This window comes from Methanocella sp. MCL-LM (assembly GCF_049676595.1).
GTDB lineage: Archaea > Halobacteriota > Methanocellia > Methanocellales > Methanocellaceae > Methanocella_A.
Genome location: NZ_CP187259.1, coordinates 666,551 through 685,531 on the forward strand (window position 1 = coordinate 666,551; position 18,981 = coordinate 685,531).

Consider the following 18,981-nt stretch of genomic DNA (forward strand, 5'->3'; position numbering starts at 1 on the left):
TTTTATGCTATCCGAGGTATCAGTATCAAGCACAGCGCAGCGTTAGTCTTGTTGAGTCATACCTTAACAGGAGCCTGTATCACCTTACAGTAAACCATCATTTTTCAACACTTTCAGCGCCCTTAACGTAATCCACTTGCTCTCCTTACCCCTCGTCCCGAAGCTGGCGTAGGTCGAGGACCGGTTCAGGGTATAGTCCAGCTTCCACCGGCCGTCGGGCTTTTGCCTGTTTAAGATGTACTGCAGCCCCTCGTCCACGGCCTCGTGCCTGACGCCGAGGCTCTGGAGGGTGTCGACGATCTCTATCACGTCGTCGTAGTGGAGGACCGGGAACGTGAACATCTTGAACTCCGGCCGGATGGGCTCCCAGTCGCTGTGGTTGCGGCGGTACAGGCGGTGCATCAGGACGAAGTCCACGGCCTTCTCTACAAAGGCGTCCACCTCTCCCGTGCGCCGGGCCTCCGGGATGGTCGTCATCGCCTTCAGAGATCGGGTGACGCTGGAAAAGCAGGTGTGCCGTCCATAGCACCTGTCTTTCTTACCTCTGTACGGCCACTCGTCCGGTGCTCTAAAGTCCCCGTCGTCGAACCGCTGGTGCTGGAGTAGCCACTGGATCGAGTCCTGCACCCGGTAGTCGTCGTGGTAGCCCAGCGTCGAAAGCGACCAGATCATGTTGGCGGTGAAACACGGCAGCGGGGCGAACTCTAAGCCCTCTTTCCTCACGAGGTTGATCCCTATGACTTTTCTGTCCGGGTGGTAGTTGTTGGCGAGGACGTGCTCGCATAATCTCTTCACCCGGGCATCCTCCCTGTCGACGCCGAGCTGTGCCAGAGTCAGGAGCTGCCAGATGCTGTTCTTCTTCGGCTGATAGCCGGTCTTCGCCACCTCGTAGCCGTAGGCCTCGACCATCTCCGGCGTGGTGAACCCGCCGTCCGGCTGCTGCTTCGAGAGGATGCTGACCGCCGGCCCCCTGACCATGATGTCGGCCTTCGCCGCCCTGACTTCCGGGTCGTCCTCCGGCCTGTCCAGCAGGTCTCTCAGCGTAAAATAGCGTACTGACGGCTCGGAGAGCTCAAGCAGCCATTCGATGGTCTCGGGGGAAAACATAAGGAGGTTTTAGCGGCGGCTCTTAAAAAGATTCTCGTAGAGCCCGGCCTGCACTCATTTTTTTGTCCCATATGACGCGAATATCCCGGGTCAGAAAGGCGCTGAGAGGGTAAGCGAGTAGGCTCGGGAGGAATGATTGTCATAAATTAATCGCCTGTAGCGTTCATCGGGCTGCCAGGCACCGTTAACACAAAGTATCGTTATTCTTAAAACTTTTAGGGCAGTCAGGTACCGTTTACACGAAGTACGCAAAGTACGCGAAGTACACGAAGTTTTACTTTAAGATCATTTTTAAGCATACCATTTTTACCGTACTTTGAGTACTTCGTGTACTTCGGGTACTTCGTGTAAATGGTACGGGCACTCATCAGAACAGAAAAATTCAGGAGCAATACCCTATTATCCTCTCTGACCTTTCCACACTCCCCGACCTCCTCCCGGACCTCTCTACCCTCTCGAACCTCCCACTTTAAAATTCCTCTCGAACCCCCGGGTACTCCCCGGCCTCCCTGAGCTTTCGGGGAGTTCGTTCGATTAAAAAGCGGCTGGTAGAGGGTAGCTATGATGATCCTGCTCACCCTGAATTTGTATCTTGCCCGAACCGGGGCCGTTTCAGCATCTCCAAAATGTCTTCTTTATCGGTCAGCGGCAGGGTGCAGGTCCGGTCTTTGCAGAAGTAGGCGGTCGGCTTGCCATTGACTGCCATTCTTCCCTCGAAGACGGCCGGCCGCTGCCTGTACTGGCCGTAGTCGAGCATCACGATCTTCTTGATCAGCCTGCTGTTCGCCAGCTCCACCAGTTCCTTTCCCTCTTTCTCATGGCCTACGATGGCGATCACTTCGGGCGGATTGGAGTAGTAGTCCAGCGCCGCGAAGTAGGTGCCGTGCCCGAGCGGGTACTGCCGGCACATGTCGAAGAAGCCCTCTATCAGCGCGAGGGCCCGGTCCATGTATTCCGGCTTATCCCTGTAATGCGAGAGCTTGATCAGGTTGATCGCCATCTGCGGATTGGTGCCGGGGACGGAGAAGTCCGTCACAGGCTTGTCCTGCATCATGGGCGTCCTGTCCTCCGCCTGCACAAAGAAGTAGCCGCCGTGGTCCCGGTCGAAGAACATCGCCTCGCAGTCGGCCAGCAGTTTCTCTGCCCGGTCGAGGTAGGCGGCTTCCTGGGTCACCTCGTAGAGTTCCAGCAGCGCCTCGATCATGCAAGAGTAGTCCTCCAGATAGCCGCTGTAAACGGGCTTGTCCGTGTAGGTCCGGTACAGTGTGCCGTCCTTGTACATCTGGTCCATGACGAAGTGGGCGGTTTCGACTGCGTAGTCCAGGCACCGGCGCTCTTTTAATACTGCATAAGCCCGGGCCAGCGAGGTGATCATCAGCGCCGTCCAGCTGGTATGGATGGACCTGTCTACGTACGGCTTTTCTCTCTTGTTCCGGGCCTCCAGCAGCGCTTTCTTCTCCGCGGCAAACTTTGCCTTGTCGGTCTCGCCTATCGGGTACAGCACGTTCTTCGTGGGCTCGAAGTTGCCGCCCCTTGTCACGTTATAGGCCCGGATGAACGCGTCGGCCCGGTCTCCGAGTATGTCCCTGATCTCCTGCTCTTCCCACACGAAGTAGGCGCCTTCCTCGTGGTGGACATCGGCGTCGATGCTGGAGGCGAACCCTGCCGGCTCTCTCTTCAGGTCGCGGAAGACGAACTCCACGATCTCCGAGGCGACCTGCCTGTAATACGGGGTGCCGGAGAGCTGGTAAGCTCCCAGGTAGGCGTTCAGCAGCAGCGCGTTATCGTTGAGCATCTTCTCGAAGTGGGGCACTTTCCAGCCGGCGTCCACCGAGTAGCGGTGGAACCCGCCGCCGGCCTGGTCGTAGGCGCCGCCTGCGGCCATGTGGCTCAGAGTGGTGTCGACGATCTCCCACGCGGCCCGGTCTCCAGTCGATTCGTAGTACTGCAATAAAAATATCAGCGCCTCTGAGTACGGGAACTTGGGAGCGCCGCCGAAGCCACCGTTCGCCGTATCCAGCGCAGAGCGCATCTGCTTCACCACTTCTTTTAGGTACATGGGGTCCACCGGCTGGCGCAGCGGGGAGACAAACGGGAAGCGCTGGGTCAGGTCGTTCACAATCCGTTCTACGCTGCCCCTGTCGTTAGTGTACAGGTCGCTGATCGCTTCGAGTACTTCTTTGAAAGCGGGCAGCCCGTATTTGGGCTTGCCAGGGAAGTAGGTGCCGCCGTAAAACGGTTGCTTGTCCGGCGTGAGGAACACTGTGAGGGGCCATCCGCCGTTGCCTGTGAGAGCCTGTACCGCTTCCTGGTACGTCCGGTCGATCTCGGGCCGGTCGTCCCGGTCTACCTTCACCGGGATGAACCGCTCGTTGATGATCGCCGCCGTGTCCCGGTCGTGCCACGTTTCCCGGGCCATCACGTGGCACCAGTGGCACCACACCGCTCCGATGGAGAGCAGCACTGGCTTGTCCTCTTCTTTGGCCCGCTCGAAAGCCTCGTCTCCCCACGGGTACCAGTCGATCGGCTCGTCCGCCGCTCTGCGCAGGTAGCTGCTGTCCGCTTCCCCAAGCCTGTTCATAATACTAGAGATCGGGTAATATCGATAAAAAGCGTGCGTGCGCTTTTTTGCCGAAATTCCTCCAGATCAGGTACGAATCTGGCCGATAATGTCCACACCATTATGGGAATATCAGCCTTCTTCCTCATGATATTGCTAATATTGGCCTGCGATGTCCGTGTAGCGTATCAGGTGGCATACCAGCTTCGCGGCGATCGCATGTATGATGGGGGATATATTGTGCAGACTGAAAAGAACGTAGATTCGTGTTTTATGTTACCTGTACAGCATGACCGGCTGGGCAGCCTGAAAAACTTCTGGGACGATGCCGCCGAGAAGTACAGCGCCGACATAGACGGTCACCTCAAGCTTGCGGGAGTCCAGAAAGCTCAGGTGTTCCTGCAGACCATGCCAGATGAGCGAGATTATATGGTTATCTATATGCAGTCGAGGAACAGCCTGGAAAGGACGCTGAAAGGCGTTTTCGGCTCTGATCTGACCTGTTCCAGAAACCTCTCCGGGAGGTTTGCAGAGTTTACGGGGCTAGACCTCTCTAAGGCTGAGAACCTGCCAAAGCTGGAGCTGCTCATGGACTGGTCGGAGCGGCGGGAGTTCCTGGAAGAGCGGCAGATGCTGCAGTTGCCCTGGTGCGTGGCAGTGCCCGTCAACCGGGGAAAGACCGACGACCTCAGAAAATTGATAGACGACGTGAGCAGGTCGAGAGTGGGCGACGTGGAAAAACTGCTCAGAGACCACGACGTACTCCGGGCGCTCAGGTACCTCCAGCGGACTCCTCAGGGAGATTTCATGGTCGGGTACGTGCTTTCTTCCAGCACCTTCGAGGGTCTGGCCGGCTCAATTGCGTCCTGCACGGGCGAGCTGTGCGGTCTGGTCAAGCAAGCCGCCGCTGACTACTTCGGCATCGACCTCTCCGACCCGAAGAGCCTGCCGGATCTGAAGCTGCTGTTCAAGTGGGACGAAACCGTCGGGTTCCAGACGGCGGAGCAGACCATTGCTTACACTGAATAGGAGTCCTGCTCCGGGCAATACCCGGCGTGGCATCGAATGTTTAGCAGCTTCACGTCGGAGCACCCGGCAATGAAAGGCCATTACGACGTCATCGTCGTAGGGGCCGGTCCCGCGGGCTCGGTCGCGGCTAAGACCTCGGCAGAACATGGATTAAGTGTCCTGCTGATCGAGAAGCGACAGGAAATCGGCGAGCCTGTCAGGTGCGCCGAGGCTATCGACGTGAAAGGCCTCTCTGATTTCACGGAGCCCGACCCAAGGTGGATCTGCGCGAAGATTCGCCGGGCGAAGCTGTTTTCTCCATCCGGCAGCTGTCTCGAGTTCCGGGATGACGATAAGGATGTCGCCTATATCCTCGAGAGAAAGCTGTTCGACCGGGAGCTGACGAGAAGGGCTGCGAGGGCAGGCGCAGACGTCTATACCAAGACTCAGGCTACCGGCCTGCTCGTCGAAAGCGGCCAGGTCACCGGCATCAGGGGGAAGCAGCTGGGCGACGATTTCGAGGCGAAGGCCCGGGTGGTGGTAGCCGCCGACGGGGTGGAGTCGAGAGTCGCCCGGTGGGCCGGCCTCAATACTGCGGTGCGGCGGGAGGATATCGGCGCCTGTGCACAGTACCACCTGGTCCATCCCTCCGTCGAAAAGGACTGTTTCGAGTTCTACTTCGGTAGAAAGCACGTCCCGGGGGGCTATGCCTGGGTATTTCCCAAGGGCGACGGTGAAGCGAACGTCGGGCTGGGGACGAGCCTGTCCGGATCTGGGTACGACACTGCCCTGACCTGCCTGAAAAAGTTCGTGGCATGGCGGTTTCCGGGCGCATCGGTGCTTCAGGCAATGGCCGGAGGGGTGACGATCACCGGTAAGCTGCCCCGGTTCTCCTCCGGGGGCATCGTGCTGACGGGGGATGCAGGCAGGCTGTCCGATCCCGTCACCGGGGAAGGCATCATGAACGGCATGATCAGCGGGCGGATTGCGGGAAAGGTGATCGCAGGTGCCGTGGCTTCGGGCGATGTCTCGGCCGGTGCTCTCCGGCGGTACGACGCCGAAGTCTCGAAGTGCCTGGGCCCGGTGCTGGACCGCAACTACCGGCTGAAAAATTTCCTGATGCAGACGAGCGATATCGGGGTAGATCTGGGGTTCAGGGCCGCAAAGGCCCTGAAGGTAGAGCGGATCGCCACCTCCCGGCTGGCGGAAGAAGTATTCAGCTCGACCACGGGCAACGGCATCCTGAAGCTATTATTCCGGCGGGCCTCGGGCAGTCCCACCTGAGGTACATCCTCGTGCGCCAGCAGTCCCCGGTTTCCACCACCGGGCCGGCAATGCGATATATAGCCGCGCCACCAAGACTCAGATCATGGAGAGCATAACAGAGAAAGACCCTGTCTGTGGCAAGGATGTCGACCGGAACCGGGCCATCGTCGTCTTTAAGCTGGGCGAGAACAGGTACCGGTACTTCTGCAGCGAGAAGTGCGCCCAGGTCTTCCAGAAGACTCACCTCGGCCTGTAGCTGCAAGTATATATTTTTACCGCGCATATATAATACCGGTCAGCAACGGCTAACCTGATTCTATGAGAAAGACCGAACTGAAGATCACCGGCATGACTTGTGCCTCCTGTGTGGCCCGGGTAGAGAAGGCTATCAGGGAAACCAAAGGCGTCGAGAGCGCCAACGTGAATCTGGCCACCGAAATCGCCACGTTCGTCTACGACCCGGCTCACATCAGCATCGACGATATCGTGCGGTCGATCAGGGAGGCGGGCTACGGCGTCGAGGAGGAGAAAGTGACGCTGCCCGTCAGAGGTATGACCTGCGCGTCATGTGTCAAGCGTGTCGAGGACGCCCTGAAGGCGAGCGAGGGCGTAGCAGACGCTTCGGTGAATCTGGCTACCGAGCAGGCCACCATCCGGTATTTCCCCTCGATCGTCACGGTCAACGACATCAGGAAGATCGTCAAGGATGCGGGGTACGAGATTCCGGAAGCGCCCTCGGCCGAGGAGTTCGTGGACCGGGAGCGGGCGTCCCGTAAAAAGGAGATGGGAGATCTCACCCTCAAGTTCGCCGTCAGCGGCGCAATTGCTACGGCCATCATGGTCCTGATGTTCTTCGGGAGGTACATCCCGTTTCTTTCTTCGCTCAGCATGGAGCAGGTCAACTGGATAGCCTTCATCCTCGCCACGCCGGTGCAGTTCTGGATCGGCTGGCGGTTCTACAAGGGTGCCTACGCGGCGGTAAGGCACGGGACCGCCGACATGAACGTCCTCATCGCGGTGGGCACCAGCGCCGCGTACATCTACAGCGCGGTGGCGACCGTCTGGCCCCACCTCCTGATGATGGGCGGCGTCATGCCTGAGACCTACTTCGACACCTCGGTCACCATCATCGCGCTGATCCTGCTGGGCCGGCTGCTGGAAGCCAGGGCGAAAGGCCAGACCTCGGAGGCGATCCGCCGGCTCAAGGGCCTGCAGGCGAAGACCGCCCGGGTCGAGCGGGACGGCAAAACCGGGGACATCCCGGTCGAGGATGTACAGGTCGGCGACATCGTCGTGGTCAGGCCGGGCGAGAAGATACCCGTCGACGGAGTCGTGGTCGACGGCTACTCCGCCATAGACGAGTCCATGGTGACCGGGGAATCCATCCCTGTGAGCAAGAAGGTCAGCGACAACGTCATCGGCGCCACGATCAACAAGACGGGCTCCTTCAAGTTCAGGACTACAAAAGTAGGCCGGGACACCGTCTTATCCCAGATCATCCGCATGGTAGAGCAGGCCCAGGGCAGCAAAGCGCCTATCCAGCGGCTGGCAGACCAGGTGGCCGCCATCTTCGTGCCCGTCGTCATCGCGCTCGCTATTCTCACCTTCCTGGCCTGGTATTTCCTCGGCCCGCAGCCCGCTTTCCTCGTCGCGATGCTCAACTTCATCTCGGTCCTGATCATCGCCTGCCCGTGCGCCATGGGCCTGGCTACTCCGACGGCCATCATGGTGGGCACGGGCAAGGGCGCGGAGCACGGCATCCTGATCAAGGGCGGGGAGAGCCTGGAGAACGCCTACAAGATCAACGCGATCGTGCTCGACAAGACCGGCACGATCACCCGGGGCGAGCCCGAGCTGGTGGCCGTGGCGCCGCAGCCCGGCTTCGCAGAGCAGGAGGTCCTCCGGCTGGCGGCTTCCGCAGAGCAGAGCTCGGAGCACCCGCTGGGATCGGCGATCGTCAAAGGCGCAGAAAAGCGGGGCCTGAAGCTATCGAGCCCCTCGAAGTTCGACTCGCTGACCGGCCGAGGTATCGTCGCAGAGATCGATAAGCAGCTGGTCTTCGTGGGCAATGCTACGCTCATGGAGGACGAGGATATCGAGGTCTCCGGCATGCGTCAGGATTTCGACACGCTCTCGGCCGAAGGCAAGACGCCGATGTACGTGGCGATCGGGGAAAAGCCCGCAGGAGTCATCGCGGTGGCCGACACGATCAAAGACGGCTCGGTCGAGGCGATCGCCGGGCTGAAGCGGATGGGCATCGAGCCGATCATGATCACCGGCGACAACCGCCGCACCGCAGAAGCCATCGCGAAGCAGGCGGGCATCACCGCAGTGCTGGCCGAAGTCCTGCCCCAGGACAAGGCTGGCGAAGTGAAGAAGCTGCAGGCGCAGGGCAAAACGGTGGCCATGGTGGGCGACGGCATCAACGACGCCCCGGCTCTCGCCCAGGCCGACGCCGGCATCGCCATCGGCACCGGCACCGACGTGGCCATCGAGTCGAGCGACATCACCCTGATGAGCGGCGACCTGAGAGGTGTGCTAACCGCGATCAAGCTCAGCCGGGCGACCATCAAGACGATAAGGATGAACCTCTTCTGGGCGTTCATCTACAACATCATCGGCATACCCATCGCCGCCGGCATCCTCATCCCCTGGTTCGGCATCCAGCTGAACCCGATCATCGCCGCGGCCGCCATGGCCTTCAGCTCAGTGTCGGTCGTCTCGAACTCGCTGCTGTTGAACCGGTTCAAGCCGTAATATTTTTTTACTTATACGTAAAAATGGGTGCACGCTGCGCTATGCCGGCTATTATTTCCGGGTCTTCGCAAACAGTTGCCCCCGTGCCTGTGAACGTGGACGAACGCTGCGCTGTGCCAGGATCACAGATTACGACAGATTACGCAGATTGCGCAGATGCTAATCGATAACAAAAAAGGAAATGGTTTGCTGTATTCCTTATTATAAAAGAAATCTGTGCAATCTGTCGAATCTGTATTCCATGAAAAATTGTGGGTCGGTGAGGTGTTGAGAGGTCTGCGGGGAGGTAGGGGAGTCACCGGGAGTACGGGAGGATTTTCAAACTGGGAGGTCAGGGAGGTTGGGAGGTCTGAGAGAAGGTGGTAGAGTACCCGGAGGCAAAAGAGAATTAACCTATCATATAATAATCCTCTCAAACCTTTCCACCCTCTCGATCCTCCTCTCGGACCTCTGTGACCGACACGGAGGTGTCCCTTGCCGATCTCTAACCTCCCAGCTTGAAAATCCTCCCCCGCCTCCCGGGACCTCCCCGACCCCCAAGTTTTCATTTCCACTACTTGAAAACCCAGCTTTCACGATCGAATCAATCTGTGATCTGGCACAGCGCAGCGTTCGGCTTGCTGTCTCACGTCCTCAGAGCAATCAGTAAAGCGCAGCGCTGCGTACGATCCATAATAACGTATTGGTACGGCCATAAAAGGATAAATTAATGCCGGATACCTGTCTACCTACTACGGGTTATTAGGATGGACGACAGGATTCCGGCAGTCATCGTAGGCGTGCTATTCAGCGTACTGAACGCCGTCGTCACGGTCTACCTGGCCATGAAGACCGGCATGGCCGACGGCATCGTGCTGCTGCTTCTGTTCCTCTCGTTCTTCGTCTTCGTGGCCACAGGGACGGTGAAGTCCCGCGCCTTCGTGTACGTAATGGCCATCATGATGAGCTCCACCGCAGCGGTCATCGCTTACACGGATGGCTTCGGAGCTATCATCATATCCGGGGAGCCCTTCGTAGTGCCCGATTATGTCATGGCCGTCCTGCTGAGCCTGGCGAGCATCATCGGCCTGCTGCTGTCCTTGTACTTCACGGACTACTTCCTCAGGAGCGGCTTCCCCTGGCCGATGCAGAAGGTGACGGCAGCCATCGTGGCCATGCTGTCCGCGGAGACGAAAGACGCGGCGTTCAAGGCTTCCACCGTACGCATGGGCGTGGCGGGCCTCGCCTCAGGGGGAGTTTCTCTACTGCGGGGCCTCGCGGTCATCCCGGAAACGATCGGCACGACTGTGGCAGGCATCAGCCTGTCGCCTATGATGCTCGGCATCGGGCTATTGATCGGGTTCCAGGCCTGTCTGCAGATAGCACTCGGGGGAATTGTCTCGCTGGCCGTTCTGGTCTTCATCGAAGGCCTTTCAACCGATTACATGGCTCACATGCGCAATCCCTGGATCTTCTCGACGGCCATCTCGATGATGGTGACCACGGCGTTCATTTCGCTCTACGTCATCGTCAAGCCCTACTTCTCCCGGCGCCCGAAGCCGGCCGGCGGGGAAACCGGGGAAAAGCCGGCCACAGCGCCGGACGGCGGCCGTGCTCGCCGTCGCCTGCCGGGCATGAGGAGCCTGCTGTTGGCCGCGATCATCGGGGCGGCCGCGATCATCCTGCAGCTCTTCGTGGATGTGCCTGCCTGGGTCTTCCTCCTCTGCATACCCATCGCCGTGCTCTTCATGATCATCGAGACGAGGGGCCGGGCCGAGATGTCCATGGGCGTGGGGATGTCTTCCTTTGTGGTCATCCTCCTCGTGGGCCTGGCTTTCGACAACATCGTGCCGCTGCTCATCCTGGAAGGCTTCGTCGTGGCGATGGTCATGAGCTTCTCGCTGAGCCTGGCCATGCTCAAGACCGCCGAGTTCAGCAGCGTCGACACCAGGGGTCTGCCCTGGATGCTCGTAATCGGCTCGATCACCGGAAGCATCGCCTGCATTCCCATCATCCGGCTGCTCGACGCCGTCTACGGCATCGGCACGAACGCGCTGCCCGCCCCTTACAGCGTCATGTGGCTGGAGATGGCCACCTCCGCAGTCGCCGGAGTCGCCTCACCCTCGATCGACTTCTACCTGATCCTGGCCGGCATCGTCATTGCACTGGTCCTTTACAAGTACAAGATATCGGCGGTCGCCGTCGCCATCGGCCTGCTGCTGCCCGTATCCGTGACAGCGATGATCCTGGCGGGGGGCATCCTGGCGTGGGCGATCCATAAGAAGGGATGGCTCAAAGACGATAACGGCATCACGGCATCCGGCCTGATCGCGGGGGATATCCTCGTAGGCCTGGCCATATCTCTCCGGTCATTGTTGTAGTGCTTGTCCGCGTTAAGATGAACCAGGCTCATGTAACCTGTTTGAGTAACAGATTTGTTACACAAAATTTTTTGTGTAACATTTTTTAGGATTTTTGTTACACAAATGTTTTTGTGTAACAGATTGTTACCATAAGCTATAGCTTTTCAGTTATGTCAAGCAGCTGTCTGAACGAGTAAACTGTCGGCTGTCTGCCTCTCCCTTCGACCGTGATCTCTATTATCCCGTTTTCTGTCAGCGCATGTAGTATTCTTTGGGCTGCCATTCGATTGCTGCCGGCCACAGGAACAAACTGGGACGTTTTGAATATCGGCCTTGAAAATATAGCGTCTATCACGTATACCGCATGCTTCGAAGGTACGATCTCAGGCACCCTGGTCTTCATTTCTCTGTATAGCTCAAGAATCGACCAGGCTTTGCTGCTGTTCTCATCCGCCTGTTCCTGGATCGCCTGAAGGAAAAATGCTATCCATCCGTTCCAGTCGTCATCCCGGGAAATTCCCAGAAGGCGCTCGTAGTAAATATCCCTGTTGCGCTCCAGATATGCGCTAATGTAGAACATCGGGCTGGACAGCATCTTTTTATTATACAGTATGAGCGGGACGAGCATACGCCCTATGCGGCCGTTTCCATCGCTGAACGGGTGAATCAGCTCGAACTGTGCCTTGAGTAACGATAGCTGTACCAGCGGGTCTTTTTCTTCGCTGTGCAAATATAGTTCCCAGTTAGAGAGCGCGTCGGGCACTGCAGCTGGTGCCGGTGGTATAAAGATCGCTTTTTCTATGGGGTTACCGGGTCTTCCGATGTAGTTCTGTACCCGCCGAATCTCACCCGGCCGCCGGTTGTTCCCCCGTACGTCGGATAGTAAAAGCCGATGTAGGTCCCTGATCATATCGATCGACAGGGGGTGGTCTTTCAACTCATTGACCGCATGCCCCATCGCTTTCCGGTAGTTGAGGACCTCGTGGATGTCCATCTCCCTTTCGGCTTTGAACGGCTCTCTGATATCTGCCTCGTACTGCAGGACGTCCTCAAGCGACACCTGTGTCCCTTCTATTTTCGACGAAAGGACCGCTTCTCTGGTTGTCAGAGGGGAAAGAAGCACCTTCGGGTTCACGATGCCCTGTAGAATCCCGTCATACCTGGCCAGGGCTGCGTTTGCTTTCCCGATCCGGGTCACGTGAGACGCCCAGTCTATGTCATCCAGCGGTAATTTTCGGGGTTCGTACGGTTTCATGGGTAGTCCTGGCTACGATATCAGAATAGACAATATCAAAGGGCGTATTCTGGTAAATCAACCTTTCTCTGATCAAGCCAATAAGGATTATGTGACGGGACCCCGTCTACTATCATGTCAGGTAGTGATGCTATGAAAGTTTTTGACAGGCCGGGACCGGCCAACACGGATGCAGTCATAGATGTAGTAAAGAGCGCCGCTTCCAGCTACGACTACATCGTCGTCGCGTCGATCACCGGCGACAGCGCAGTGAGGGTTGCAGAGCGCATCAAGGATAAGCGGATCATCTGCGTGACCTGCCCGCAGGACATGTGCTGGGAAGTCGACAGGATGGGCACCGGCCCATTTGCCGACGTGCCTGAGCTGAAGGAAATCCGGGACCAGTGGGCAGAGCAGGGCCTTAAAAGAGTCGAGATGAACGTAACACCGGAGAACCGGGCCAGGCTTGAGCAGCTGGGCGTGCCAGTGGTCAGGGGAACCATACCCTTCTTCGGCCCCAGCTTTTCCATCCGGCTCCACCTCAATCAGGTGACTTCGCTGGACATGATCGCTAAAACGCTGGAGCTGATATCGACCGGCACGCTGGTCTGCCTGGAGTGCGTCCTGATGTGCGTGGACGCCGGAGTTATGCCAGAAGGGCAAAAGGTCATCGCCCTGGCAGGGACCGAGCGCGGCCTGGATACGGCGTGGGTCATCAGGGGCAGCGCTTCGGCCAACCTGTTCCACCCTGAGAAAGGAAGCCGGTTCGTAGAGCTGCTGGCAAAGCCGGGAGTATCTCTCCAGCCCGCCATCGATATAGAGTACCTGCGCTAAACTGCCGGGCATATTGCTCCCGGGAGCCACGGTTCTCCGCAGCAACGTTGATGTTCCGGTGCCACGTTATTCCTTACATGGCGCTCACGATCGACGATCGCATCCTGGCCGTGCTTCTGGGCATAATCTTCAGCGTCGTGAACGCCTTCGTCTACATGTACCTGGCCTTGAAGCTCGGCATGGCCACCGGCCTGGATATCCTGCTCCTCTTCTTCGCCTTCTTTGTCTTCGCCGCAGCCCGGAGCGCCAGACCTCGGGCGTTCCTGTACATGGTGGCGGTTATGGCTATGGCCATCGCTGCTGTACTGGCTTATACGGACAGCCTCGGCTCGATCATCATGGCAGGGGAGACGCTGCCCGTTCCGGGCTTTGTGATGGCCGCCATCATCAGCCTCTCGCTTATCCTCGGCATGCTCACCTCTTCTTATTTTACGGGCTACTTCATGAAAAGCGACTTTCCCTGGCCCGGCCCGAAGGTAAGCGTATCGATCATCGGCCTGCTGTCCGCCGAGAAAAAAGGCCCGGAATTCAGGGCTTCAGCAGTGCGAATGGGCATCGCGAGCGTTCTCGGAGGGGCGGTATCCGGGCTGCGAGGCCTCAAGGTCATCCCCGAAACCCTCGGCTCAGCCGTCGCCGGCCTCAGCCTCTCGCCTTTTCTCGCGGGCATCGGCATGATCGTGGGCCTCCGGGGCAGCCAGCAGATAGCCCTGGGTGCTGTGGGTTCATTGCTTGTTTTATATCTGGCCGAAGGCGGCGCCGCCGATTACATTGCCCACATGCGCAGCCCATGGATCTTCTCCACCGCCGTATCCATGATGGTGGCCAGCGCAGGCCTCTCCCTCTTGATGGTACTAAAGCCTCTGCTTGTATCCGCCTGGCACCGGATCCGGCAGCCTCGGCCGAGGGAGCATGGCAGCCCGGACAGCAGAACCGCTTCAGGCAACAAGCTGTCCAGGCTCGCCTATGGCGCTCTCCTGCTGGCAGCCGCAGGTCTCGCCGCAGTGCTGCTGTATGCTTTCGTCGGCGTTCCCGTGTGGCTGTTCGCCCTGTGCATCCCCGTAGCAGTGCTGCTCATGGTCATAGAGACCCGGGGCCGGGCCGAGATGGCCATGAGCGTCGGCATCGCCGCTTTCGTGGTGATCCTGCTGGTGGGGCTCGCGTTCCAGAATCTCGTGTCCCTGCTCCTCTTCCAGGGCTTCGTCCTGGCAACCACGTTAGGGTTCGCTTCCACCCTGTCCCTGCACAAGGTTGCCGACGTCTTTAAAATCGACCAGACCGGCCTGCGCTACATGCTGGTCATAGGCGCCGTCCTCGGCGGCCTCCTTTGCGTCCCTTGCATCAACCTCATCAATAGTATGTACGGCATAGGGACAGTGGCTTTACCAGCCCCTTACAGCGTCATGTGGCTGGAGATGGCCCGGTCCGCCGTAACAAAAGTCCTGTCACCCTCGATCAACCTGTACTTCGTGCTGCTCGGCGCCGTCCTGGCACTGGTGCTATACCGGCTCAAGATTTCGGCAATAAGCGTGGCACTGGGGCTACTACTTCCCGTATCGGCCACCGCCGCTATCCTAGTCGGCGGCGCCATAAGCTGGGGAGCGGAGAAAAAGGGCTGGCTCAAAGACGACGCAGGCATCGTCGCCTCCGGGCTCGTCGCCGGCGACATACTCGTCGGGCTGCTCTTCGCGGTGACAACACTGCTATGATTATCGGTATAACCACAGTAGCTTGGGCTCCTCATCCTGGCTACTTTAGATCAAATGTTTGAACCACGGCGGCACAGCGACACGGAGACATATGCGATCTGCTACAACCAGATGGTAACTGGAACCACGGCGGCACAGCGACACGGAGACATATGCGATCTGCTACAAACAGATGGTAACTGGAACCACGGCGGCACAGCGACACGGAGACAATAGCGTACCGGTAATACTGAACTCTTTTTTATGTCCACGGCGACACAGAGACAGAGCATTGACCTTATGCTTACTATCCAATCGTTTCAGCCTGACTTTCTATCGATAGCCTGACTGAAGGAAACACACTTGTCTCCGTGCCGTCAGCCCGCCGTGCCACCGTGGATCAATAAATAAGTGCCCAGTTATTCAGGTACGGGTTGTCTCCGTGTCGTTGTGCCGCCGTGGTTCAAATAACCATCCTGCTATCGTTTCTCGAACTGTCTCCGTGCCGCTGTGCCGCCGTGGTTAGAATATCTGCTCTCCAGTTGTCTGGGATAAGGTGCCGTGCCGCCGTGGTTCTAGTTTTCCACCAGGGCGTTAACGTCCTCGTCGAACACGACGGTGGAGAAGTGGAACTCCATCGCGACCTCGCCGGACGGGTCTGGCTGTGGAAGCCCTTTGTCGGCGCCGGCCGGCTGCATGACGGCCGCGAGGTAAGTGTGGTGGTAGAGCCTGCGCTCCAGCATGACGACTTCCCCGATGACGTTGCAGTGGCCGCCGAGACTGCGCATCGCTCCTTCCTTGAGGCTGACGAAGGACAGGTCCCAGCCTTTCCTGTGGACGGCGGACGTTTCGAACTCGCCTTCGTATTTAGGCACCAGCAGCCCGACGTCTGCGCCCATGGCCGCGAGGTAAGCCTCGATCTCGTACGCTGGCTGGTACGCTGTCACCGCTTCCAGGCGGAGGTCGGCGATCTCGTGCTCGCTGGCCGGGTCGTCCACGTTCAGCGTCAGATACCTCTCCCGGATGCCTTTCATGGTCTCTTCCAGCCGGGCGTATTCGGCTTTGAGCATGTCGGTGATCATGGCGATCGCCACGTCCTGCGGGTACTTCGCCGAGACGGCTTCCAGGCGGAGCTTCAGGTCTTGCTGTGGCAGGGCTTCGGTCATACTAAAAGTGATTGACCGGGTGGTACAAGAACTTTCTTATAAAAAGAGGCCGCCAGTGCTGGCGGCAATAGCTGGACTTACAGGAACATCAGCAGCAGCGCGCCGTACTGGATGACGATGTAGATGATCGTCGGCACGAGGACCACGATGGCTGCGGACTTGAAGCTCAGCTTCTGGCAGTGCTTCAGCGCGAAGATGCCGATCAGGCAGGACCAGAGCAGGCCCAGCAGGAAGACGACCTGGCTGACGAGCACGAAGATGTTCGAGGTGAACTCTGCGGCGGCGGTCATGCTGGCCATTGGGTTGGACTGGCTCATCTCAATAGTCAGGTACGGGGCCTGGGTGATCAGGATGGCCGCGATGACGACGGCGAAGATCTTGACCAGTTCGGAGAACCCGATACCGGAAAGGAGCGTGGTGAACTTGCCTTCCCCGCCGAACGCCATGGCCAGCAGGAAGAGCACCGCGGTGGAAATGATCCATCCGATCAGCGGCATGACAAGCCCCATGATGATCGTCGTGATCAGGGTGATCTGCTCCAGGCCGGGCACGTCAGAGACGTACGTGATGTGCGAGTTGTACAGGAACATGTACACCGCGGTGAGGATGGCGTACAGGCCTACGATGACCAGCCCTTCCTCCCACCTCGGCTCCTTGCATACGTCTGCCATTGTCTTGTCAGGGCTAGTGATAGTCCCTATAATTCTCTCAATAAAATTCATTCTTTAACCTCTTTTATGTCTTTGATAAACATGAGCGGGTACCCGTCTTTGTATTGTATGCCGACGCTCGCCTCGTATTCGTGGTACTTGATCACGGCGTCGACTTTCAGCATGGGCCCTTTCAGCTCGGTGTACCCGAACGAGCTGAGGTTGTCCTTGATCATCTGCCTGTCTATTGAAACACTGATCGACTTGACGAACGGCTGCACGGAGATGCTCTCCGAAATCGCCTTCTCCAGCGAGTCTGCGGTCTTCAGGCTGACGGGCGACCCCACGAACTGGTGGTATAGCGCGCCCAGCTTGATGCCAGCCTCGAAGGCTGCGTTATCTCTCGGTGTCACGGACATGCGACTTCACCCATACTGATGGTATGTACCTATTATGCATATGCTATATAAAACTTGAGCGTAGAATAAAACTGCCGGCATTTTTTACCGTCGGTCATTCCCCGGCCTGTTCGGCCTCGGCCTCGTCCTCGAAGATGAATAGCTCGTCGATCTTCGCGTTCAGCGCCACCGCCACGTCGTGCGCGAGCTTGAGCGACGGGTTGTACTTCCCCTTCTCGAGGAAGACTATAGTCTCCCGGCGGACGCCGACCTTCTGCGCCAGGTCCTCCTGGGTCATGTCGTACTTCGCCCGGTACTCCTTGATGCGCGTCCTCATGGCGTATCTCCTACAGATCTTTCATATTCGTTTTCAGCTTTTCGGGCGTACGGCTCAAGCCCCAGAGCAGGCCTGCCACTGTGGCCAGGGCGAGGACCGAATACGCCGATTGCCCGAGGATAACGAACGCCAAAATACAGGCGGCAATCATTCTATATCTCCCCGCCGGCTGAACCACACGTGGGTAACCATCATCGAGGCCGTCATGATGAAGACGATCGTCGCCAGCAGCTTCGGCGCCTCGAACGGGCGGCCGCTCCAGATGTCGAAGGCCAGCACCATGCCTGTGAAGAGTAGTGTGATGTACCAGGAGCAGGTGGCCGACAGCGTCCCGATCTTCCGGGCCCTCTCATCCCTGGCAGCCGGGCTGAGCCCGATGTAGGTGAAGAAGGTGGTCGACATCAGCATCGCTCCCATTAGCGCCCCCAGGGCGGTGATGTCGTTCAGCACGTTCCAGACGTAGATGACTATCGATGTGACCACGAGCATTAAGCCTCCTATCCAGAAGCTTAGGGCAGTCCACTTGAAAGGATCGCCGCTCATGCCACGTCACCCCTCGTCCGGAAGTACGCGTTGAAAGCCACCAGTGTAGCCAGTAATGTCAGGAGCACTAATCCAAGCGCCTGGGTCGTATCGGCTTTGACGACTCCGTAGTAGTTCAGCAGGAACAGGGCCGAGGTGACAACGACCCCCGAGAACCACGACCACGAGGCCGCATAGGCGCTGAGCTTTGCCGTACGCTCGTCGCTTACCGGCCTTTTCCGGAACGCTCCTGCGGCGCCTGCCAGCGCCATGATCAGGCCTGCAATGACTCCTGATATAGCCCACTGCTGGCTTCCCTCGCCGGCGAGCACCCAGGCTGCGATACCCAGCACGGCGACGGCCAGGCCGAGGGCCAGAAATGCCATGCTGATCATTATGCTTTTCTTATTATCAGCCATTATTCTCACTCCGTGACTCCTTTCCAGCTCATGTACTCGTAGATGCAGACCATACTGACTACCATGACCAGGATAACGCCTCCCAGCGCCTGGGCAGCGTTCAGGTGAATGTTCCACGATGCGGGCAGGTAGCCCAGGATGACTGCAGCCAGAGCCGCCGTTACCAGCGAGATGTACCAGGCGCTGAGGCCGGCCATTGCGCCGACCCTGGCGGCCCGCTCGTCCTTATATGGCTTCTGCATGCCGATGTACGGCCACAGGTTGGTCGAGATCACGACAATTCCCAGGCCCATACCCACGGCGATGACGAACTCGAACTCACCGATCATTATCAGGCAGATAGAGTCCAGGGCCAGCACAAGGGCGCCAATCCATAGCCCGATCCTCTGTACGTCGATCATGTTAACGTTGCTCTGAGCCTTATCGGCCTTTTTGAGTGGATCCATTTTTTCACCAGATGTTATTCATTCATCACTTTATGTTATTATTTTCTAACATTTAGTGATATGATTATAACATTGAGTAAATAAAGCTTGCGCTCAAGTTAGAAATAGGTAACAAAATTGTATGGGCTGTCGTTACGTGGGTGTCATCGCAATCGTCGATAGACATGACTTCTTCGCTCTCAACAAGGTTATACAGTACAGTTTTTATATGATAATATGATACGATATACTAAAAATGATTATGATATGA

Annotated in this window: 18 protein-coding genes; 7 read left to right on the forward strand and 11 right to left on the reverse strand. The window is 58.0% G+C overall.

Annotated elements, in window-relative coordinates:
- Window positions 1–84: 84 nt before the first annotated feature.
- From ACPLPM_RS03345 to ACPLPM_RS03355, 3 genes are all read right to left on the reverse strand, one after another.
- Complete coding sequence (locus tag ACPLPM_RS03345) at window positions 85–1,107, reverse strand: nitrogen fixation protein NifH (RefSeq protein WP_424358823.1); 1,023 nt, start codon at window positions 1,105–1,107, stop codon at window positions 85–87.
- Window positions 1,108–1,331: 224 nt separating this feature from the next.
- On the reverse strand, window positions 1,332–1,685 hold the full coding sequence (locus ACPLPM_RS03350; protein WP_424358824.1) for a hypothetical protein: 354 nt from the start codon (window positions 1,683–1,685) through the stop codon (window positions 1,332–1,334).
- Window positions 1,682–3,688: a thioredoxin domain-containing protein gene (locus ACPLPM_RS03355; RefSeq protein ID WP_424358825.1), complete on the reverse strand. Its 2,007-nt coding sequence runs from the start codon at window positions 3,686–3,688 to the stop codon at window positions 1,682–1,684. Before ACPLPM_RS03355 ends, ACPLPM_RS03350 begins: the two co-directional genes overlap by 4 nt.
- Before the next feature lie 219 nt (window positions 3,689–3,907).
- Here ACPLPM_RS03355 and ACPLPM_RS03360 point away from each other — a divergent pair, with 219 nt between their 5' ends.
- From ACPLPM_RS03360 to ACPLPM_RS03380, 5 genes are all read left to right on the forward strand, one after another.
- Complete coding sequence (locus ACPLPM_RS03360; protein ID WP_424358826.1) at window positions 3,908–4,696, forward strand: hypothetical protein; 789 nt, start codon at window positions 3,908–3,910, stop codon at window positions 4,694–4,696.
- Window positions 4,697–4,732: 36 nt separating this feature from the next.
- Window positions 4,733–5,959, forward strand: coding sequence for an NAD(P)/FAD-dependent oxidoreductase (locus ACPLPM_RS03365; protein WP_424358827.1), 1,227 nt, complete (start codon window positions 4,733–4,735; stop codon window positions 5,957–5,959).
- Between the two features lie 85 nt (window positions 5,960–6,044).
- Window positions 6,045–6,197 (forward strand): hypothetical protein, encoded by a 153-nt coding sequence (locus ACPLPM_RS03370; RefSeq protein ID WP_424358828.1) that lies wholly within the window; start codon window positions 6,045–6,047, stop codon window positions 6,195–6,197.
- 62 nt (window positions 6,198–6,259) lie between these two features.
- A complete protein-coding gene (locus ACPLPM_RS03375) occupies window positions 6,260–8,698 on the forward strand; it encodes a heavy metal translocating P-type ATPase (protein WP_424358829.1) in 2,439 nt (812 codons plus the stop codon).
- Between the two features lie 746 nt (window positions 8,699–9,444).
- On the forward strand, window positions 9,445–11,058 hold the full coding sequence (locus ACPLPM_RS03380; RefSeq protein WP_424358830.1) for an OPT/YSL family transporter: 1,614 nt from the start codon (window positions 9,445–9,447) through the stop codon (window positions 11,056–11,058).
- Between the two features lie 136 nt (window positions 11,059–11,194).
- Here ACPLPM_RS03380 and ACPLPM_RS03385 read toward each other — a convergent pair whose 3' ends face one another.
- Complete coding sequence (locus ACPLPM_RS03385; protein WP_424358831.1) at window positions 11,195–12,295, reverse strand: Fic family protein; 1,101 nt, start codon at window positions 12,293–12,295, stop codon at window positions 11,195–11,197.
- 132 nt (window positions 12,296–12,427) lie between these two features.
- Here ACPLPM_RS03385 and ACPLPM_RS03390 point away from each other — a divergent pair, with 132 nt between their 5' ends.
- Both ACPLPM_RS03390 and ACPLPM_RS03395 read left to right on the forward strand, forming a co-directional pair.
- Entirely contained in the window at window positions 12,428–13,108 is a 681-nt protein-coding gene (locus ACPLPM_RS03390) for a hypothetical protein (RefSeq protein ID WP_424358832.1), read from the forward strand.
- A gap of 77 nt (window positions 13,109–13,185) precedes the next feature.
- On the forward strand, window positions 13,186–14,814 hold the full coding sequence (locus tag ACPLPM_RS03395) for an OPT/YSL family transporter (RefSeq protein WP_424358833.1): 1,629 nt from the start codon (window positions 13,186–13,188) through the stop codon (window positions 14,812–14,814).
- 554 nt (window positions 14,815–15,368) lie between these two features.
- Here ACPLPM_RS03395 and ACPLPM_RS03400 read toward each other — a convergent pair.
- The 7 genes from ACPLPM_RS03400 to ACPLPM_RS03430 all read right to left on the reverse strand — a co-directional run bounded on the left by ACPLPM_RS03400 (window position 15,369) and on the right by ACPLPM_RS03430 (window position 18,731).
- The gene (locus ACPLPM_RS03400) at window positions 15,369–15,959 is read right to left on the reverse strand and encodes a hypothetical protein (protein ID WP_424358834.1); all 591 of its coding nucleotides are present in this window, start codon (window positions 15,957–15,959) and stop codon (window positions 15,369–15,371) included.
- 77 nt (window positions 15,960–16,036) lie between these two features.
- Complete coding sequence (locus ACPLPM_RS03405; RefSeq protein ID WP_424358836.1) at window positions 16,037–16,681, reverse strand: YIP1 family protein; 645 nt, start codon at window positions 16,679–16,681, stop codon at window positions 16,037–16,039.
- On the reverse strand, window positions 16,678–17,028 hold the full coding sequence (locus tag ACPLPM_RS03410; protein WP_424358837.1) for a dihydroneopterin aldolase family protein: 351 nt from the start codon (window positions 17,026–17,028) through the stop codon (window positions 16,678–16,680). Before ACPLPM_RS03410 ends, ACPLPM_RS03405 begins: the two co-directional genes overlap by 4 nt.
- A gap of 94 nt (window positions 17,029–17,122) precedes the next feature.
- Window positions 17,123–17,344, reverse strand: a complete 222-nt coding sequence (locus ACPLPM_RS03415; protein ID WP_424358838.1) for a helix-turn-helix transcriptional regulator — start codon at window positions 17,342–17,344, stop codon at window positions 17,123–17,125.
- Window positions 17,345–17,491: 147 nt separating this feature from the next.
- On the reverse strand, window positions 17,492–17,887 hold the full coding sequence (locus ACPLPM_RS03420) for a hypothetical protein (RefSeq protein WP_424358839.1): 396 nt from the start codon (window positions 17,885–17,887) through the stop codon (window positions 17,492–17,494).
- On the reverse strand, window positions 17,884–18,285 hold the full coding sequence (locus ACPLPM_RS03425; protein WP_424358840.1) for a hypothetical protein: 402 nt from the start codon (window positions 18,283–18,285) through the stop codon (window positions 17,884–17,886). The genes ACPLPM_RS03420 and ACPLPM_RS03425 overlap by 4 nt, the downstream gene beginning before the upstream one ends.
- A gap of 5 nt (window positions 18,286–18,290) precedes the next feature.
- Entirely contained in the window at window positions 18,291–18,731 is a 441-nt protein-coding gene (locus ACPLPM_RS03430; protein WP_424358841.1) for a hypothetical protein, read from the reverse strand.
- Between the last annotated feature and the right edge of the window lie 250 nt (window positions 18,732–18,981).

Excerpts from the sequence above, each read along its gene's own strand:
- ACPLPM_RS03355 (WP_424358825.1), bottom strand. The coding sequence starts at position 3,688 with ATGAACAGGCTTGGGGAAGCGGACAGCAGCTACCTGCGCAGAGCGGCG.
- ACPLPM_RS03420 (WP_424358839.1), bottom strand. The coding sequence starts at position 17,887 with ATGAGCGGCGATCCTTTCAAGTGGACTGCCCTAAGCTTCTGGATAGGA.
- ACPLPM_RS03395 (WP_424358833.1), top strand. The coding sequence starts at position 13,186 with ATGGCGCTCACGATCGACGATCGCATCCTGGCCGTGCTTCTGGGCATA.
- ACPLPM_RS03400 (WP_424358834.1), bottom strand. The coding sequence starts at position 15,959 with ATGACCGAAGCCCTGCCACAGCAAGACCTGAAGCTCCGCCTGGAAGCC.
- ACPLPM_RS03365 (WP_424358827.1), top strand. The coding sequence starts at position 4,733 with ATGTTTAGCAGCTTCACGTCGGAGCACCCGGCAATGAAAGGCCATTAC.
- ACPLPM_RS03345 (WP_424358823.1), bottom strand. The coding sequence starts at position 1,107 with ATGTTTTCCCCCGAGACCATCGAATGGCTGCTTGAGCTCTCCGAGCCG.
- ACPLPM_RS03410 (WP_424358837.1), bottom strand. The coding sequence starts at position 17,028 with ATGTCCGTGACACCGAGAGATAACGCAGCCTTCGAGGCTGGCATCAAG.
- ACPLPM_RS03375 (WP_424358829.1), top strand. The coding sequence starts at position 6,260 with ATGAGAAAGACCGAACTGAAGATCACCGGCATGACTTGTGCCTCCTGT.
- ACPLPM_RS03385 (WP_424358831.1), bottom strand. The coding sequence starts at position 12,295 with ATGAAACCGTACGAACCCCGAAAATTACCGCTGGATGACATAGACTGG.
- ACPLPM_RS03405 (WP_424358836.1), bottom strand. The coding sequence starts at position 16,681 with ATGAATTTTATTGAGAGAATTATAGGGACTATCACTAGCCCTGACAAG.
- ACPLPM_RS03430 (WP_424358841.1), bottom strand. The coding sequence starts at position 18,731 with ATGGATCCACTCAAAAAGGCCGATAAGGCTCAGAGCAACGTTAACATG.
- ACPLPM_RS03380 (WP_424358830.1), top strand. The coding sequence starts at position 9,445 with ATGGACGACAGGATTCCGGCAGTCATCGTAGGCGTGCTATTCAGCGTA.
- ACPLPM_RS03425 (WP_424358840.1), bottom strand. The coding sequence starts at position 18,285 with ATGGCTGATAATAAGAAAAGCATAATGATCAGCATGGCATTTCTGGCC.
- ACPLPM_RS03415 (WP_424358838.1), bottom strand. The coding sequence starts at position 17,344 with ATGAGGACGCGCATCAAGGAGTACCGGGCGAAGTACGACATGACCCAG.
- ACPLPM_RS03370 (WP_424358828.1), top strand. The coding sequence starts at position 6,045 with ATGGAGAGCATAACAGAGAAAGACCCTGTCTGTGGCAAGGATGTCGAC.
- ACPLPM_RS03390 (WP_424358832.1), top strand. The coding sequence starts at position 12,428 with ATGAAAGTTTTTGACAGGCCGGGACCGGCCAACACGGATGCAGTCATA.